The 19326-nt window shown below is 36.5% G+C and carries 9 protein-coding genes; 1 reads left to right on the top strand and 8 read right to left on the bottom strand.

Annotated features, from left to right (window positions below):
* Positions 1 to 136: 136 nt before the first annotated feature.
* The 6 genes from AC0NBN_RS04100 to tsf form a co-directional block, all read right to left on the bottom strand.
* On the bottom strand, positions 137 to 925 hold the full coding sequence (locus AC0NBN_RS04100; RefSeq protein ID WP_160813565.1) for a hypothetical protein: 789 nt from the start codon (positions 923 to 925) through the stop codon (positions 137 to 139).
* Positions 926 to 1034: 109 nt separating this feature from the next.
* Entirely contained in the window at positions 1035 to 4454 is a 3420-nt protein-coding gene (locus tag AC0NBN_RS04095) for a T9SS type B sorting domain-containing protein (RefSeq protein ID WP_160813566.1), read from the bottom strand.
* Between the two features lie 115 nt (positions 4455 to 4569).
* A complete protein-coding gene (locus tag AC0NBN_RS04090) occupies positions 4570 to 7407 on the bottom strand; it encodes a T9SS type B sorting domain-containing protein (protein WP_143885213.1) in 2838 nt (945 codons plus the stop codon).
* 138 nt (positions 7408 to 7545) lie between these two features.
* A complete protein-coding gene (locus AC0NBN_RS04085) occupies positions 7546 to 10626 on the bottom strand; it encodes a T9SS type B sorting domain-containing protein (protein ID WP_160813568.1) in 3081 nt (1026 codons plus the stop codon).
* 79 nt (positions 10627 to 10705) lie between these two features.
* Positions 10706 to 14863: a T9SS type B sorting domain-containing protein gene (locus AC0NBN_RS04080; RefSeq protein WP_160813570.1), complete on the bottom strand. Its 4158-nt coding sequence runs from the start codon at positions 14861 to 14863 to the stop codon at positions 10706 to 10708.
* 196 nt (positions 14864 to 15059) lie between these two features.
* On the bottom strand, positions 15060 to 15884 hold the full coding sequence (tsf, locus tag AC0NBN_RS04075) for a translation elongation factor Ts (protein ID WP_143885210.1): 825 nt from the start codon (positions 15882 to 15884) through the stop codon (positions 15060 to 15062).
* Between the two features lie 146 nt (positions 15885 to 16030).
* Here tsf and AC0NBN_RS04070 point away from each other — a divergent pair, with 146 nt between their 5' ends.
* On the top strand, positions 16031 to 16723 hold the full coding sequence (locus AC0NBN_RS04070; protein WP_160813572.1) for a DUF6759 domain-containing protein: 693 nt from the start codon (positions 16031 to 16033) through the stop codon (positions 16721 to 16723).
* 64 nt (positions 16724 to 16787) lie between these two features.
* On the opposite strand, the gene AC0NBN_RS04065 is transcribed toward AC0NBN_RS04070, so the two are convergent.
* Both AC0NBN_RS04065 and gltX read right to left on the bottom strand, forming a co-directional pair.
* Positions 16788 to 17744 carry an acetyl-CoA carboxylase carboxyltransferase subunit alpha gene (locus tag AC0NBN_RS04065; RefSeq protein WP_160813573.1) on the bottom strand — a complete coding sequence of 319 codons (957 nt, stop codon included), beginning with the start codon at positions 17742 to 17744 and terminating at the stop codon, positions 16788 to 16790.
* A 47-nt stretch (positions 17745 to 17791) separates the two neighbouring features.
* A complete protein-coding gene (gene gltX / locus AC0NBN_RS04060) occupies positions 17792 to 19297 on the bottom strand; it encodes a glutamate--tRNA ligase (protein ID WP_160813575.1) in 1506 nt (501 codons plus the stop codon).
* Between the last annotated feature and the right edge of the window lie 29 nt (positions 19298 to 19326).

Below are 19326 nucleotides of genomic sequence, written 5' to 3'. Positions count from 1 at the left end.
TTAATCTTCAAATATTTAATTTAAAATAATGAATTATTAGTTTTCATTAAAATTAAATAAAATATAGAAAATAAATCACTTTAAATTAATAATTTTTCCTTCGTTGTGTTTTTAATACATAATTATACAAGATAAGTTAATTGATAACTTCCTGTAAATGTGAGTTTTTAAGTCGGCGCTGATAGATAGGCAGATATTTTTCTATTGGAAGCTTTACAGCTTCAAAATTTCCGGTCTGTACATATACTTCAATATTTTCTGAGGTATAGACAAATTGCAGAAAGTTATCAATTAAATTTTCGGGAATTTTAAATCTTGTAAAATAGTCTTTTCCTAAATAATTTTTAATCTGGGTGACAGAATTTTGCATTCTCTCATAAGCTGCAAGACGTTGTTTTTTCTTTCTCTCTCCGGACAGGACATCAAAAATACTTTCAATACTTAAGGTAAGACCACCATCACGAAATCCCGCAACCGGAAGTTCAGGAGGAGTACCGTCACCTTTGGGCTCAGGTAAACCGATTGCTTTTTTAATGGCAAGAGCTTTATCTTCTTTTCTAATGGAATTTACATCGTATCTTAAATTTCCTGTAGGTCTGAATCTGCTGATGACCACTTCCTGAATGTCATGATATGCCACCTTTAATTCTATCAGGTTTTTTGAATTCAGCATTTGTGGAGTAAGTGTGATATCTTTTCTCTCGGTAACAATAGAAGTAAATCTGATTACGTCACCCGGCTCAGCATACAGCTTAAAATCTCCGTTATAGCTTGTAAGCACAGTTTTGTGCTTATTAATATTGGTAACATAAACCTGATTAAGGTACAGTACCGAATTGTCTCTTAAAAAGACCTCTCCGGTAAAAATCTGCCCTTGAAATTTGCTTACCAATACAAGTAATAAAATTGTAATGAGTTTATTCATATCTTATGCAAAAGTACATAAGATTACAGTAGTCTTTGCTGATATTATTCAACTGAAGGGTTAAAATTTTATTAAACTTTAAAAATAACTGTTAAGGAATGTTATAAAATTATCTGTCCCAAAGACTATTGTTTCTATGCTTTACCAAAAGCCAGCTTGAATATTTTACGGTCGTTACACCTCCAAGTTCTGTCCAGCTTATAAAATACCAATAGGTTGCTGTAGGAACAGGTCTTCCTTTCATTGTTCCGTCCCAGGTAAACTTATTAGTAGGTGTACCTCGGAAAACTTCTGCTCCGTAACGGTCAAAAATTCTGAACTCCAGATTTTTCTTATTCATTAACGAAGAATAGTTGATTACATCGTTTCTGCCGTCATCATTTGGTGTAATAGTATTAATCAGGTCAATGATTACAAATTCTTCTTTTACAACTTCACATTTCAGGGAATCTCTTACATAAACGGTGTATGTTCCTCTGGTTACATTTGTGAAAACATTTGAAGATTGCCAGTTGAAGCCATCCAGAGAATATTCATAGGCAGGATTTCCTCCGCTCACGCCTATTGTTACAGTAGATCCGTTAATTTCAATAGAAGTAATCACAGGCAATATAGATTCTGCAACTGTAACAAACTGTTTATAAACACAGCCGTCGAAACTGAGCTCTACCCAATAATTACCTGCTGATACATTTGATATGGACTGAGTTGTTGCTCCTGTACTCCACAGGTAAGCCGTAAATCCGGGACCGGCATCTAATGTTGTCTGTGTTTTTGCACAAATGATCTGGTCTGTGAGTATATCAGATTTTTTAGGCGTTTTAAGAGTGATTCTTAATGTTGCCACATCGGGACAAATTCCTGCTTTTTCAAATCTGATGAAATAAGTATGTGTTCCGGTGAGAGTAACAGTTCCATTAATAGGAGATACATCATTTTGTGCATCTGCTAAAGTAGCGTGATAGCTTACAGAAACCTGCGGATCTGTCGTAAACTGACTGATGAACTGAGAAAGATTAACTTGTTTGCTGCCATCCAGATCATCATCACAATAGGTTGTTACCAGCAAGTTTGTCAGCAAGCTGAGCTTAGCTCCAACCGTAAAATTTACAGGCTGAATGACAGGTGCACATCCATCGGGAGAGTCTACGCGAATATATATTGTTGTATTGGCACTGAAACTCCAGTTATTTGGAAGTGTGTTATTATTACCAAGATTGGCATCCGAAAGCTGAGCATAATATCTTACAGTTGTAAAATAGGTCGGATTGTTAAGGATTTGCTGAGTAATATCTGATAAAACAACATTTACTACTCCGTCTAAATTGTCATCACATTGAATTCCTATGTTTGCTGCGTTTACAACAGCTAACGGAAATAAATTTAAAGTAATCTGAGCGATGTTTTTGCATCCCGTAGAATTTTTAACAACAACATAAACGATGGTTCCTGCCGGAGCGGAATGAATGGTCGGATTGGTAATTTCTCCGGCAGCATTTTCTGTTTGTGCCGCCAGCAAACTCGTATAGTAAGTTTTCACAACGGGAGTATTCACAGTTACGTTTGCCGTAGTCAGGTCAAATATTCCTACACTATTGACATTGCATGATGTTAGTGTTGCGTTTGTAACCGTTACCGGCTGTAAATTGATGGTAACTGTTATAGATTCACAATCTGGAAAATCGGGATCATTACCACAGAATGTGTAAGTAAAGGTATCTGTTCCTCCGGCAGAAGGGTTTGTTGCATTATAAGTAATAATTCCTGTTGTTGCATTTATTGTAGCAGTTCCTAACGAAGGCGGCGTAGTGATAGCAACGGTTGAAGGCACCGGATTCTGTGTAGAAGTACTAAAAGTAGGCGGTATAATTTTTACATCACATATATTTAAAGTCTCATTCGTTTGTTTTAAACAGTTTAGCACCTTGTATTGTACTGTAACAAGCGGAGCACAACTTCCCATCGTTACTGAGCATGTATAGAAACCCGATTGTGTTGGAGTAAAGGTAGGAGAGGTGGCGCCAGGAATTATAATACCATTTCGGTACCACTGATATGACTCGTAAATAACAGGATCTACAGTAAGGACAATTCCCGGAACGCAGTCACCACCTGATTTTAGAATAACAGGTTGAGTAGGGAATCCGGCAAAAAATCCACCATATCCTACTGCATCACTTCCTGCATTGATTCCTGCCGTAATGGCTTTGGTGGAAGTAATCGTGATTGTTCCTGTAGTGTTTGGGATTCCATAAGTTACCCAATTGTTTGTTCCTGTCATATTGAAAGGTCCTGTTCCTGCAGGTGGAGGAACTCCGTTTACATTTACTACGGCACCCCTTTCTGTGATTAAATTTAGTTTTGTCGGTATATTAAGTATTCCCGAAGGATTCACATTAGTATGAACAAAATTTTCATTAATGAATCCCAGCTCATCAATTTGTTTGGGAAGATAGCAGTTGAGCCCGGGAATAAAATTAAATCCGCCGGTTGCCACTTCATTTCCTGTAGTAGAGGCTCCTGCAAGCATTTGATAAACATAAGCATTTTTATTGCTTACAATATACATATTATAGTGTCCGTTACCCTGAAGGATGTATTTAGAATCTGGAATAACGAAATATTGTCCTGTATTGATTGTAGCAATAGGCAAGGTCTCATTGTTTACAAAGATGGTTGTATTGTCTTCGGTTGCAATAACCAGAGCACCTTCCATGTTACTTCCGATGTTACCGTTACCTTTTACCAGGGCAAAAGTATTTCCAAGCTGTGTCACCGGTATTGATTGATCCATTAAAATATCTGAACTCAAAGGCTGATTTCCTGCATATTGACCATTGAAATTTCCGTTGGTGACATTGACCGGTTTTGTAGCAACTATCTTGGCACCGATAAATCCGTCAAAGTTTCCTGTGATATTACCAATTCCGTCCAAAATATAGGATTGCCCTTTATTTAATGTGAAAGTTAAAGTAGGATTGGTAAGACCGGTTGTTCCGTTGGAAAACTGTACGGTTGGTTTATAACCTGAAATAGTAACACTAGTATTATCTTCTGTTGCAAGTATACTGGTCATAAAATTGAGAATTCCATTGCTGACAGTAATTGGAGCAGATGCTGCGTAAAATGTATTGCCCTTTGATGCTGTACCTTTCGATGTGATAATTTCAGCATGATTAAAAACTGAAAACCTCAGATTAGCATAAAAAGGAAAATCTGCCTGAAGATAAAGGCCCTTTGTACCTGGTGTAAATAAGTCTGATTGCTGGGTTGTAATAATGTAATCTCTCAGAACATCAAATCTTTGCGGATTCGTTTTACTGATTGTTACCGTTCCAATTAATACATTATTATTGTAGATACTTACCGGAAAGGGAGTGGTCCGGTTGGTAGACAGATATAATTTCTGATATGGATTTGGGTTTCCTGTTCTATCTATCATAGGCGCAAACCAATGTTCTCTATCCAGCTGGGCAAGGGTTGTAGAGAATATATAAAAAATAAGGAAAAAAGATAGAATTTTCTTCATTTTGGATTTGAGTTTATCACAAATTTAACAATAAAATATAGTATTGTTTTTAAAAATAATAAAAAAAACCGCAAAAAATATTGCGGTTTTTATGTGAATAAAAATTTTAAGCTGATTATTCTCTGTTTTTTACTAAAATCCAGCCCTGGAATTTAATTGGAGTCTGGTTTTTGTTATTTTCGTTCCAGCTGATGCTGTACCAGTAATTTCCTGTAGAAACTCTCTTTCTGCCATTTGTAGTACCATCCCATTTGTATCCGTTTTCTTTATTACCTTGATGGATTCTGTTTCCGTATCTGTCAAAAATATCAAACACAAGATTTGGTTTGTTTGCCAGTGAAGAGTAGTCTAAGACATCGTTTAATCCGTCTGAGTTTGGTGTAATAACATTAACAATATTTGGAATCGTAATATTAACTTCAATTGGAACACATTTGAATGTATCTCTTACGTATACTTTCACATCTCCTCTCGGTAAATCTGTAAATACATTAGACGCTTGCCAGTTTGTATTGTCGATAGAATATTCATAAGGAGCAACACCTCCGGTAACATTCACAGTGATATTATTAGTTGATATATCAATGCTGGAAATAACAGGCTGCTCAGAAGCATATACTTTTACCGTTTGCTTGGTTACACAGTCTCCAGTTTTTAGTTTTACCCAATATGTTCCTACTCCAACATTTGTGATGGTCTGTGTTGTTGCTCCTGTGCTCCATTCGTAGCCATTGAAGCCAGGTCCTGCATCCAAAGTAGTTCTGGTTTCCATACAAATTACTTTATCTTCTAAAACAGTAGATTGTGTTGGCGGAAATACAATTAAAGTTACTTTCGCAACACGGTAACATCCGTTAGCATTGCTTACTCTTACATACACCACTCCATTTGGAGCAACGTAACTATCAGGAGTGGTAATTTCGTTGGTTTGGTTGTTGGCGTCAGTTAAAGAAGGGTAATATTTTTTGGTAACTCCTGGCTGGATGGTAACATTTGCCTGAGTTAGATTAAATAATCCCGTAGCAACATTATCTTCAAGGAAACATACTCTTAAAGTAGCTTCGTTTACAACAGGACTTTCACTTACTGTCAGAGTAAGGGTGATTTGCTCGCAATCCACAAATTCAGGGTCGTTTCCGCAGAATTTGTATACAATAGTATCATTACCTGCAAAACCAAAATTTGGGGTGTAAGATATAACTCCTGTGGTAGAATTTACTAATGCTGTTCCATTAGCAGGAGGCGTTACAATTTGTACTGTACTTGGAACAAATGTCTGCGATGATGTTGTAAATTCTGGTACGATATTCAGATAACCTTCACAAACTGTTTTTGTCTGTGTTGTTTCTTCTAAACAAGTGAATACTTTATATACGGGTGTTGTAGCAGGCAAACATGATCCTACAGTAATTCTTACGGTATAGTTGCCCGATTGTGTAGGTGTATATGAGTTGCTATTGGCTCCCGGAATAGGGATGTCATTTCTAAACCATTGATAAGTGTCGTAGCTGTCATCCACTTCAAGAACCAATCCCGGTATACAGTCTCCGGTTTGTTTTGCAATTAAAGGAATTGATGAGAAGCCTGCAAAATATCCGCCATACCCTGCGGTACTGAATCCTCCGTTGATTCCTGCAGTAACTGCTTTATCAGATACAACAGTTACATTTCCTGTAACTCCTTCCAGGCTGTAGGTTACCCAGTTGGTATTTCCGGTTACAGGAAAAGGACCTTGTGCTGCTGTAGGAGCAACATTATTTACCGTTACTGTTGCACCTGCTTCAGTAAGAATATTCAATTTAATAATTGTTCCTGATGGAGTTGTACTTATACCTCCTGTTCCGGCAGGCATTTCATTAATTTTTCCAATTTCATCAATTTTTCGGGGTAAAAAACAGTTTAATGGCGGAATATAATTGAAACCACAGGTAGCGTTGCTGTTATTTACAGATACAAATTGGTATAGGTATACATTTTTGGTTGTGCTGATAAACATATTGCTGTGACCAGAACCCTGATTAATATAATTACTTCCGGATATTCTGTATGATTCACCCTGATCTAAAGTAGCGGCAGGAGTTGCAGATCCGTTTAAATAAACTTGAGTTCCGTTCTCTGTAGCAATAATCAATCCTCCTTCAATATCATTAGCCGTAGCAGATCTGGTTCTTACCATTGCGAAAGTATTTCCAAGTCTGTCTAAAGGTACAGACTGATCCAGAATAGAATCAGAACCACTGGATGATCCTGTTCCGAAATTACCGTTAATGTTTCCATTAGTTAAGGTAATTGGTTTATCTGAAACAATTTTTGCCCCAGTAAAAAGAGACATGTTGGAGGCAGGATTTCCTAAACCTGCAAAAATAAATGACTGACCTTTATTTAAAGTAAAGGTATGCGTATTAGTTGCCGGAGTTGCGCCAATAAATGTAATATTTGCAGTAGGGCTCCATGTAACTGTAACATTGGTATTATCTTCTGTCGCTAAAACGCCCGCTGTGAAATTGTTGCTTGAGCTGTTGAAAGGTGAAGGAGTTGTAGCCACAAAAAACTCTTTTCCAATACCAGCTTTCCCTTTACTTGTAACAATTTCGGCGTGGGTAGTACTGCTCGCAATTCTCAGAGTACAGTAAAATGGCTTTTCGCCTTTTAAGTATAACCCTTTGTTGATTACCGTAAATGCTTCACTTGTACTAGATGCGCTGATAAATGCCTGAGAAACGGTAAAGGTCTGAGGTGATCCTTTACTGATGGTCACTGTTCCCCGAACGATATTGTTACTGTATATGGTAACATCGAATGGTTGTACTGAATCTGTTGAAAGATACAGCATTCTTCCTGAATAGGATGTAGATTCATAGAAGGGTGCAATCCAGTGATCTGTATCTCGCTGAGCGAATGTTAAATTGCCCCCTAAAATAAAAAGTAGAAAAATAAGTAGAAATTTTTTCATAATGTAGAATTAGGATTATTGCAAAAATAAAAGAAAAATTTAGATATATTACAAAATAAGTGTGTAAATATTTGGTCTCAATCAAAAAAAAACCACAATTGTTATATTGTGGTTTTTTTAATTTTAATTATTGGCTGTCTATTCTCTGTTTTTCACTAAAATCCAACCCGTGTATTTTATTGGGGTCTTAGCAGCATTTGGTTCATTCCAATTAATATGATACCAATATGTACCTGTAAGGATTTTTTTGTCTTGATGAGTTCCGTCCCATCTGTAATTATTAAACCTGTCGCCTTTGAAAATAAGGTTACCATATCTGTCATATACTGTAAACGTAAGATTTTCTTTATAAGCTAATTCTTTATAATCAACATAATCATTTACTCTGTCACCATTTGGTGTAATGGCATTTACTAAGTTTGGAATTGTAATTTCCACCGAAATTGGTGTACATTCGAACGAGTCTTTTACAAAGAAAGTGTGCTGTCCTCTTGATAAATTAGTAAATACATTGGAGTCCTGCCAATTGGTGGTTCCGTCTACAGAATATTTGTAAGGTGCAGTTCCGCCATTCACCATTACGGTAGCAGTATTGTTTGAAATTTCAATAGATGTGATTACCGGATCTTCTGCTTTTTTAACGCTTACATACTGCGTCACGTAACACCCGTTGCTTTGAAGTGTAACCCAGTACTCCCCAACTCCAACTCCCTGAATAGACTGAGTGGTTGCTCCGTTGCTCCATAGATAAGACTGATAACCAGGTCCTGCATCTAAAGTAGTTCTGTCATCAATACAGATGGATTGATTTTTTAAAACGGTAGATCTGTTTGGTGGAGTTACCTGAAGGTTAATTTTTGCAATAGCATAACAGTCATTAGAGTTGAAAACTCTCACATATACAGCTCCATTTGCTGAAATATAGTTGTCTAAAAAAGTTGTAATTTCATTAGTTCCATTGCTTGCATCTGTGAAAGTAGGGTAGAATTTCTTAGTTACGGGACTTTCTGCCGTTACATTTGCAGCAGTCAAGTTAAATTTACCTTTGGTTTCATTATTTACTATAAAGCATTCGGTTAGAGTTGCTTCATTAACAACAGGTGTAGGGTAAAAATCTAATGTGATTTTTGCGTTTCCAACACAACCTTCAGCAGTGGTTACGTTTACATAAACAAATCCGGCTCCCGAAAAATAATTTGTAGGATTGGTAATTTGATTGCTTCCTGCATTGAGGTCTGCTAGAGTAGGGTAAAACTTCTTCGTAGTCTGTACTACACCATCGGTTACTGTAGCAGTTGTAAGGTCAAAAAATCCTTTTCCGGCATATTGACAAGCATAAATAGTACGATCATTTACTACAAATGGTACCAGATTTAAGTTTAGAGTTACCTGTTCGCAATCCACAAATTCAGTAGCATTTCCACAGAATTTGTAAACAATTACATCCGTGGTTCCAGGAGGATTACCAGGATTTGGAATATACGTGATTACACCAGTGTTTGGATTTAATGTTGCTGTACCATTGGTTGGTTGAGTGAGAATTTGTACAGAACTTGGCTGTAATGCTTGCGTTGAGTTGCTAAAAGTAGGAGTAATCGTTTTTGCACCACAAATAAAAAGTGTTTTTGTTGTTTGCTGTAAGCAGCTAAAAACTTTATATATAGGGGTCGTAACCGGAGGACATGTACCCATAGTTACTTTCACTGTATAATTACCGGCTACTGTTGGTGTAAATGTATGCGATGTAGCACCTGCAATAGGAGCTCCATTTAGATACCATTGATAAGTTTCATAACTGTCATCTACTTCAAGTATAATTCCTGGTATACAGTCTCCTATTTGTTTAGCAATGATAGGAATAGAAGAGAATCCTGCAAAATAACCTCCATATCCTGAAGTGGAGTAGCCGCCGTTAATACCTGCAGTAACAGCTTTTGTAGATTCAATAACAAGATTTCCTGCCACTCCTTCAATACCGTAGGTTACCCAAGCTGTATTACCCGTAAGAGGGTGAGGTCCTTGCGCCGCGGTTGGAGCAGCATTATTTACTAAAACTGTAGCTCCAGCTTCAGTAAGAATATTTAATTTAATTAATGTTCCAGATGGTGTAGAGCTTGAATTATTCAGAGGCATTTCATTAATAAGCGGAATCTCATCAATTTTTCTTGGAAGAAAACAATTTAACGGCGGGATATAATTAAAACCGCAGGTTGCACTGCTGTTATTTACAGAAACAAGTTGATATAAATATACATTTTTAGATGTTGATACCAACATATTATAATGGTCAGAGGTTCCTTGCTGTAAATAATTGTCTCCTGAAATTCTGTACCATTGTCCTTCGTTTAAAGTAGCTATAGCTACTCCTGATCCGTTTAGAAAAACCTGAGTGTTATTTTCAGTAGCAATTACAATGGCTCCTTCCAAATCAGATGTATTGGATCTTGTTCTTACCATTGCAAAAGTACTTCCTAATCTTTCTACAGGAACAGATTGGTCTAATATGGCATCAGATCCTGCAGCAGTACTGGCTCCGAAATTACCATTTACGTTTCCATTTGTAAGTGTTATAGGTTTGTCAGAAACAATCTTTGCTCCCATAAACGGAGCAGTTCCAGTGGTGTTTCCGGCAAATATAAAAGACTCACCCTTATTCAAAGTTACAGTATGCGTATTCCCAAGACCTGTAGGAGCTCCAATGAATGTAATACTTCCGTTCCACGTAACTGTTACCACAGTATTGTTTTCTGTAGCAAGAATCCCGGATGTGAATGTGTTGAATGTTGCAGTAGATGGGGTGTTAGCAACATAAAATAATTTTCCAATTCCAGCCTTTCCTTTACTGGTCACAATCTCTGCGTGTGTGGTAGAACTTACCATTCTCATAGTACAGAAAAATGGTTTAGATCCGTTCAGATACAAACCTTTTGATATTACATTGAATGCCTCTGATGCAGAGTTGGTTGCGATATAAGTATTAGGCACCTGAAAAACAACAGGGTTACCTTTACTGATTGTTACAACTCCACCAGGCAAAACAGCATTGTTACTGTAAATTGTTACATCAAAAGGCGTAATAGAATCAGTAGATAAATACAGAGCCTGTGTGTAAGAAGTAGAGTAATAGTAGGGTGCAATCCAGTGTTCGGTATCTCTTTGGGCAAAGAGAGAACTGAATGACAAAAATATTAATACTAAACTGAGTAGAAATCTTTTCATAAGTTAAAGAATTAGGATTTCTACAAAATTAGTATAATATTTAATATATTCTTAATAAATCATAAATAAATTGAAAAAATTATTCTCTATTCTTAATTAAAAGCCATCCTGAATAAGAAACTGGCAATTTAGTATCGGGTTCAATCCATTTTATTATGTACCAATAAGTTCCGGTAGATAAGTTGCGTCCTCCCGATTTTCCGTCCCATATATAATTTTTTCCTGAAGATTGATAAACGGCAGCGCCATATCTGTCAACTACTTCTATGCTTACTTGATCTTTGATTTTGAGATCGGAGTAATCTAAAACATCATTCTTGCCGTCATTATTAGGAGTAATGGTATTAATTAAATTTAATAGTAAAAAATCTTTTGTAACCGGCTGACATCCATCTCGCCCGATGACATACACTTTATAAGGACCTCTTACCAATCCTGTGAAAATATTAGAGCTCTGATAATCAATTCCATTTAATGAATATTGATAAGGAGGAGTTCCTCCTGTTACGTTAATCGTTGCTGTATTTCCTGTAACCGTTACGCTTGTCACTACAGGTAGTGGGGCATTGGTTACTGTAACTGTTTGTCTGTAAACGCAACCATTAAATCCTAGATCTACAAAATAAACACCTTCTCCTGCACTGATGGATTGTGTTGTTGCTCCTGTGCTCCATGAATAAGAAGTAAAACCTGCTCCTGCATCCAGTAAAGCTTTTTGATCTGCGCAAACTACCTGATTTTTTAGAACCTCAGATTTCTTTGGAAATTTTAAATTAACCGTTAAAACTGCTGTATTTGGACATCCATTATTGCTGGTGAATCTGATATAGAATGTTGAAACAGAAGTGATGTTTTGATTGGGAGTAATGGTATTTGTACCTGCCTGCGCATTGGCTAAAGTATTGTAAAATGTTAATACAACGGAAGGGTCTGTACTGAATAGATTTTTATAATCATTAAGATTAACGGCTTGAGTTCCATTCAGATCATTATCACATACATCTGTAGTGGCATTGGTTGCCAATAAGGTTATTCGGTTTCCAATCTGAAAGTTGATCTGCCCAAAAGCAGGAGTACAATTGGTGCCGATTCCGTCAACTCTTACATAAACTGTTGTATTGGCAGTATATGTCCAGTTATTAGGAAGTGTATTGTTGTTTCCGGCATTTGCATCTGTTTGGTTCAGGTAATATCTTACAGTAAAACTTCCTGAATTGGTAACGATTTGAGGTGAAACTGTTGAGAAATTTACATTGATTATTCCGTCAAAATTATCATCGCAAAGTACAGCGTTGTAATTAGCTGTATTGATATTAGGTAACGGATTGATGACTAAATTGATCTGTGCTGTTTTTGTACATCCGAAACCTGAACTCACCTGTGCATAAACTATTCCCCCGGAAGAATTGTAATTTGTAGGCGTTGCAATAGGAGCTGTGAGCAAAGCATCTGAAAAGAACAAAACTGTTGCTCCCGGAGTTGCTGTAACAGTAGCTGTAGTCAGATTAAAATTTGCTGTTCCGTTAGCATTGGCACAAGCAGATAAGTTAGCATTGGATGTTGAAAGCTGATCCAGTGATAAGGTAATCTTTGCTATATTAGGGCAGCTTCCTGAAGTCTGAAATCGAATAAAAAACACCTGAGAAGGAGCAATGATCTGATTTGAGCTGATAGCGTTGGTCGCATTTTGCGCATTAGCAAAAGTGCTGTAAAAGCTCAATGTAACAGCAGGATCTGTAGTGAAATTATTTTTATAAGTATTTAAGTTAACGGTTTCTGTTCCGTCCCAGTTGGTATCGCAAACTAACGTGGAATAATCTAATGTGGATAAAGATATTTTTGATCCTACAGAAAAGTTGATCTGTCCAAAAGCAGGAGGACAATTGGTATTAATTCCGTCAACTCTTACATAGACTGTTGTATTCGCAGTATATGTCCAGTTGTTGGGAAGCGTATTGTTATTTCCGGCATTTGCGTCTGTTTGATTCAAATAATATCTTACGTTAAAGCTTCCTGAGTTGTTTACGATTTGAGGTGTAATCGTTGAGAAATTTACATTAATAATTCCATCAAGATTATCATCACAAAGATTTGCGTTGAAACTGGAAGTATTGATATTAGGTAACGGATTTACTGTCAATATAATCTGTGCAGGTTTAGAGCATCCGTAAGCAGAAGTTACATTAGCATATATTGTTCCTTCAGGACCTGTGTAATTGTTTGGAGTGTTGATCTGACCTGTCAGGTTAGAATTGGTATAATATACAACCGAAGTGCCTGAATTTGTGGTAAGATTAGCCGTGGTTAAATCAAACGTTCCGTTACCTGCAGAATTGGCACAAGAAACCATACTTGTATTATTGGTCTGAAGAACGTCTGTGTTAATAATAATTTTAAAATATTCAAAATCAAAAGGATTACCATTTCCCTGAATATAATAAATGAAAGTATCTGTTGTATTACTAGTTAAAGTTGAGTTTGGAGTATAGGTAATCTGACCGTTTGCCGGATTTACAGTTGCTGTACCGGAAGTTGGCTGCAAAATAATTCCTGTAAGCGACGGAACAATATTTTGAGTTGAATTGCTAAACGAAGGAGTAATTACTTTTGTATTACAAGAACCGATTGTATATGTTGTTGTAGTAATTGGCGGACATAATGTGTAATTATAGATTGCAGTCAGCTTGCTTTCGCAATTGTTTTTTGTAATCTGACACGTGTAATTTCCTGCTCCGTAAAGTTCTGGGTTTATTGAGAAAGAAGTCGCTCCCGGAATAGGATTTCCATTTAAAAACCATTGGTAAGAGTCATAAGAATTATCTACCTGTAAAAGTATGCCGGCATAACAGTCACCTGTTTTAGAAATTGCAGGAACGGACGAGAACCCCGCAAAGTAACCACCGTAGCCGACAGCACCGCTTCCTGCTGCAATTCCTGCAGTTACAGATTTGGTAGAATTTACAGAAATAATTCCGGAAACATTCGGTACAGAATAGGTCACCCAGTTAGGGTTCCCTGTTACGGGATAAGGTCCGTTGTTGGCAGCAATAGGATTTCCGTTTAAAGTAACTACAGCTCCGGTTTGGGTAATAATATTCAGTTTTGTGTTAAAAGCCTGTCCTCCAATCATATTGATGAATCCGATTTCATCTACTTTGTTGGGCATAAAACAGCTTAATGGCGGAATGAAATTCATTCCTCCTGTTGCAAATTCGTTATTGGATCCGCCACCCATAATTCCGGCAAGCAATTGATAAACATAAATATTTTTGTTTGAAGTAATATTCATGTTATAATTTCCGCTTCCCTGATTAATGTAATTACCAGTCGGAACCATGTAATATTGTCCCGCATTCAATGTGACTGCAGTTCCGGCTCCGTTGAAAGCAATTTGAGTATTATCTTCTGTGGCAATGATAAGTGCCGTTTCCATTTCATTAGCTACATTACCGTTTCCTTTCACCATGATAAAATCTTTTCCCAATCTGTTGACAGGAACAGCCTGATCCATCAGAACATCATTATTGCTGAAATTAAGATTGGTATAAATTCCGTTAAAATTACCATTGGTCACCGAAATAGGTTTTGTAGATACTATTTTTGCTCCTACAAGTCCGGTAGGATTAAAAGGGCTGTCTGTACTTCTTGCATCTACAATATAAGATTGTCCTTTGTTTAATGTGAAAGTTTTGGTTGGAGAAGATGTGCCGTCAGAAAACACTACATTAGGATTATATCCTGATATTACAACAGTTGTATTATCTTCGGTTGCGGTAACTCCGATTGTAGAGTTTACATAAGTTGCGCTTCCTGTAATGGGAACTGTTCCTGCAAAAAAAGTTGTTCCGAGTCCTGCCAAACCTTTTGAAGTGATGATTTCAGCGTGATTTTGCAGTGAAAATCTATAATTTGCAAAAAATCTTTTAGTTCCTTTTACATTCAGTCCCATAGAATTGGGCGTAAAAAGATCAAACTGATTTGAGGTAATCAGAAAATTGTTTGGAATAATAATCTGCGCAGGATTTCCTTTGCTGATCTGAGTACTTGTATATAAAGTATTGTTGTTGAATATCTGGACTGTAAAGGGAACTGTTTCGTCGGTTGAAAGGTAAAGATAACCTTCTAATCCGCTATTTCCTGCCTTTGATGCCATTGGCGCAAACCAGTGCTCGGTATCAAGCTGGGCATTAAACAATAAACATAAAAATGTGCATATTAATAATAAAACTCTTTTCATACAAAAATTTCAGGGCGACAAATTTAAGTATTAATAATCAAATTTTTACGTTATTTTTTTAACATTATGTTAATATTTTTGAAATTATAAATAATGAATGAATATTGCTATGTTATTCATATTATGTGAAATATAGCATAAATAAAAATCCCGATGAAAAAAATCACCGGGACAGTATTTTAAAAATTTAAAAAGATTATAAGCTAACTCTTATAAATCCTGTTACTTTAAGATCTGAGCTTACAGATTTTACGTAGTCTGCAACAGAAATAGCGTTATCTTTAATGAAAGATTGGTGTACCAAAGTGTTGTCTTTGTAGAATCTCTGCATTTTACCTTTCAAAATATTATCAATAATATTTTCTGGCTTACCTTCTTTAGTTAATAGTTCTCTTTCAATTTCCAATTCTTTGTCAATTGTTTCCTGAGAAACCTGAGTTTCATCAAGAGCGATCGGGTTCATCGCAGCAACCTGCATAGAAACAGATTTTGCAGCCTCATCAGCTCCGTCTACTTTTGCAGAAAGAGAAGTGATGGCAGCAATTTTGTTACCAGCGTGGATGTAAGCTCCAAGGAAAGGTCCTGTAATTCTTTCAAATGCACCGATTTCAATTTTCTCACCGATAACACCTGTCTGCTCAATTAATTTTTCAGCTACAGTCATTCCGTGGAAATCTGTTGCCAATAATTCTTCTTTAGTTGCAGCAAAAATTGCCATTTCAGCCAATTCGTAAGCCAATTCAACGAAAGCTTCGTTTTTAGCAACAAAGTCAGTCTCACAGTTTAAAGAGATGATCGTACCTAAAGTATTATCTTCGTTTACTCTTGCGATTACTGCTCCTTCTGCAGATTCTCTGTCAGCTCTGTTAGCAGCAACTTTCTGACCTTTTTTTCTAAGGATGTCAACTGCTTTTTCAAAATCTCCTTCTGCTTCAACTAGAGCTTTCTTGCAGTCCATCATACCTGCACCTGTTTGGTTTCTTAATTTTGCTACGTCTGCAGCAGCTGGTGTATAAGACATAATATTTATTGTTTATTTATTTAAAATTATGATTAACTTTAATAGTTTATTTTTAAGTCGTGCAAAGATAATGATTTTAATGATAAACTAAAAAATGACTTTTAGCGTTATAGTATTTATTTAATAAATTTTTAAAGATTAATTTGATGAAAAAACTTTTTCTCATTATATTTCTAAGTATTTTCAGTTTGGGTATTGCTCAGAAAAAGAAAAAAAGCACCTCTAAAACAAAAGCAGTTGCTGAAAAGGAAACAGTAATTATTTATACTCTCGAAGAAGCGGAAAGTTCTTCCGAACCCCGAATTATTGCCGGGTTTATTAAGCAGAATCCCGGTCACGAAAAAACAGATGCTCTTAAAAGGAGACTCATGGATATCATCATGGCAGATAATTCTATTGAAGCTAAACCTACGATAAAGCCTTTGAGTAAAAGTAAGGTTGAAAAAATTGTAAGCAATAATGAGCTTAATAAAGGTAAAAATCTTGCAGTTAATACATCTTCTGAGAAAAATGTGAATTTAGCATCTACAGGAAGCAGCAAAAAATCTGAGCCGAGTGAGCATGCCAAAAAAACGGCTTCTATGCTGAGTCATATTTTCAATCATGACCCTAATGATAAAGAAGCCTACATCAATATCAAAAATAAATCGAAATGTAATCTCATAGTTAAGATCAGCGGAAACAAATATTACAATGTGGATGTTCCGGCGAGAGGTCAGAATTTTATTATGGTAGATAAAGGAGAATATGTATTGACGACTCAGGTCTGCGATGCAAAATATTCTTCTCTGAAGAAAATCCAGCGGGATATTCAGATTGAGCTGAATGTTGCGGATTAGGATTAATCAAATAATTTTAGATCAAAAAAAACCGGTACGCTCATTAAGTGTACCGGTTTTTATTTTATCCTTTAAATTGCCCCATGGCAATAAATTTTTCTTGTCTGTGGGTTTCAAGCTCTTTTCCTGTGAATTTTGAAAAGGCTTTGATGTTTTGCAGAATAGAAGCTTTTAAATTCAGATAAGCAACTTCCGGATCGTAATGTGCGCCACCAAGTGGTTCTTCAATGATTCCGTCAATGAACTTTTCTCTTAAGGCATCTTTCGGAGTTAGATTTAAAGCATTTGCAGCATCTTCTTTATGATCCCAGTTTCTCCAAAGGATTGATGAGCAGCTTTCCGGTGCAATTACAGTATACCAAGTATTTTCCATCATGTATACTTTGTTTCCGACACCAATTCCTAAAGCTCCACCGCTTGCTCCTTCACCAATAATATAAGTGAAAATAGGAGTTTTAAGCATGGTCATCTCAAAAATATTTCTTGCAATGGCTTCACCCTGTCCTCTTTCTTCAGCTTCAAGACCAGGATAAGCTCCTGGAGTATCTACTAAGGTAACTACAGGAATTCTGAATTTTTCTGCAAGCTTCATCAGTCTTAAAGCTTTTCTGTATCCTTCAGGATTCGGCATCCCGAATCTTCTGTGCTGTCTTTCTTTTGTAGTTCTTCCTTTTTGGGTTCCTATGATCATTACTTTCTGGCCGTCTAAAGTTGCCAAACCACCGATCAATGCGGGATCATCTGCAAAATTTCTGTCCCCGTGAAGTTCCAGAAAACTGCCTTTGTCTACCATTCCGTGGATATAGTCCAGTGTATAAGGGCGATCCGGATGACGGGAAAGTTGTACTCTTTGCCAAGGGGTAAGATTTCCATAGATTTCTTTTTTCTTTTCTATGATTTTATCCTCGATCTGGCTGCATGCTAATTTTACATCAACACCACTTTCTTCTCCTACTAAAGAACAGGTTTGGTATTGATCCATTAATTCTTTTATAGGAAGTTCGAAACTTAAATATTCCATTCTTGAAGTAAATTAAATCTTTCAAATTTATGAAAAATTATCAAAATCTATTTAAAATTATTTATTGCATTGTTTATTCTGGAGGTAGTTTCCTCTTTTCCAAGAAGTTCCATGATGTCCGGAACATCCGGTCCTTTAAGTTCTCCCACTAATGATAAACGCAGCGGCATCATCACTTTACCCATTCCCAGACCTTTATTTTCCGCAAAATCATGAACGATCTGCTTTAAATTTTCAGCGTTAAAATCTGCTTCCTGAAGATTTGAGGATAATTCTGCTAAAACTGCCGAAGTTTCATCATTCCATGCTTTTTTGGATGCTTTTTCGTCATAAGAAGTGGGAGCTTCGAAGAAAAATTTTCCGCTTTCGTAAATATCTTTTGGGAAAGTGGCTCTTTCTTTCATCAGCTTGATTACTTTTAACAGTTTCTCGTCTGAAAGTGTTAAATGTAAGTTTGAATTTTTAAGAATATTCAACAGTGCTTCATCCGAAGTTTTCTGAATATACTGATGGTTGAACCATTCTGCTTTTTCTTTGCTGAATCTTGCTCCGGCTTTATGAACTTTATTCAGATCAAATTCTTTTGCCATTTCATCCAGAGATAAAATTTCTTTATCGTCTGCAGGAGACCATCCCAAAAGTGCCACCATATTGATGAATGCTTCAGGAAGATAACCGCTTTCTCTATACCCTTTAGAAACATTTCCTGTTACAGGATCTGTAAAATTCAAAGGAAATACAGGGAACCCGAATTTATCACCATCTCTTTTGCTTAGTTTTCCTTTTCCTTCAGGTTTTAAAATTAAAGAAAGATGCGCAAATTGAGGTGCTTCCCAACCCATTGCTTCATACAATAAAGTGTGTAAACCTAAAGAAGGCAGCCACTCTTCACCACGGATTACGTGAGAAATTTCCATTTCGTGATCATCAATGATGTTGGCGAAATGATAAGTGGGCATTCCGTCATTTTTTACCAGAACCTTATCGTCTAAAGTATCTGTATTGACCGAGAAATTCCCACGAATAATATCCTTAAGTCCTAAAGTGCGGTCAACCGGCATTTTGAATCTTACAACATAAGGCGTCTTTTCATCCAGTAATTTCTGAACTTCTTCTTCAGAAAGCGTTAAACTGTTTCTAAGCTGATTTCTTGTTCTGTTATCATAAGAAAAAACCTCTCCTCTGGCTTCGTATTCGGCACGGATGGCATCCAGTTCTTCAGCAGTATCAAAAGCAATGTACGCATAATCTGTTTTTAAGATCTGTGCGGTATATTTATCGTAAATATGTCTTCTTTCAGATTGTCTGTAAGGTGCAAATTTGCCTCCTTTTTTCGGGCTTTCATCGGCGATAATGCCGCACCATTCAAGGGCTTCCTCAATATATTCTTCTGCTCCTTCCACATATCTTGTGGTATCTGTATCTTCAATTCTCAACACAAATTCGCCTCCTTGGTTTTTAGCAAAAAGATAATCGTATAATGCAGTTCTTACGCCTCCCAAATGTAAAGGTCCCGTAGGACTTGGAGCAAAACGTACTCTTACTTTGTCCATTTTAAATAAAATTTTTGCAAATTTACTCA

It is taken from the genome of Chryseobacterium sp. L12 (assembly GCF_056133985.1).
This window is presented reverse-complemented; position numbering and strand designations above follow the sequence as displayed.

Bases quoted from the DNA above. Each gene is read 5' to 3' on its own strand.
- AC0NBN_RS04100 (WP_160813565.1), bottom strand. From the start codon at position 925: ATGAATAAACTCATTACAATTTTATTACTTGTATTGGTAAGCAAATTT.
- AC0NBN_RS04095 (WP_160813566.1), bottom strand. From the start codon at position 4,454: ATGAAGAAAATTCTATCTTTTTTCCTTATTTTTTATATATTCTCTACA.
- AC0NBN_RS04090 (WP_143885213.1), bottom strand. From the start codon at position 7,407: ATGAAAAAATTTCTACTTATTTTTCTACTTTTTATTTTAGGGGGCAAT.
- AC0NBN_RS04085 (WP_160813568.1), bottom strand. From the start codon at position 10,626: ATGAAAAGATTTCTACTCAGTTTAGTATTAATATTTTTGTCATTCAGT.
- AC0NBN_RS04080 (WP_160813570.1), bottom strand. From the start codon at position 14,863: ATGAAAAGAGTTTTATTATTAATATGCACATTTTTATGTTTATTGTTT.
- tsf (WP_143885210.1), bottom strand. From the start codon at position 15,884: ATGTCTTATACACCAGCTGCTGCAGACGTAGCAAAATTAAGAAACCAA.
- AC0NBN_RS04070 (WP_160813572.1), top strand. From the start codon at position 16,031: ATGAAAAAACTTTTTCTCATTATATTTCTAAGTATTTTCAGTTTGGGT.
- AC0NBN_RS04065 (WP_160813573.1), bottom strand. From the start codon at position 17,744: ATGGAATATTTAAGTTTCGAACTTCCTATAAAAGAATTAATGGATCAA.
- gltX (WP_160813575.1), bottom strand. From the start codon at position 19,297: ATGGACAAAGTAAGAGTACGTTTTGCTCCAAGTCCTACGGGACCTTTA.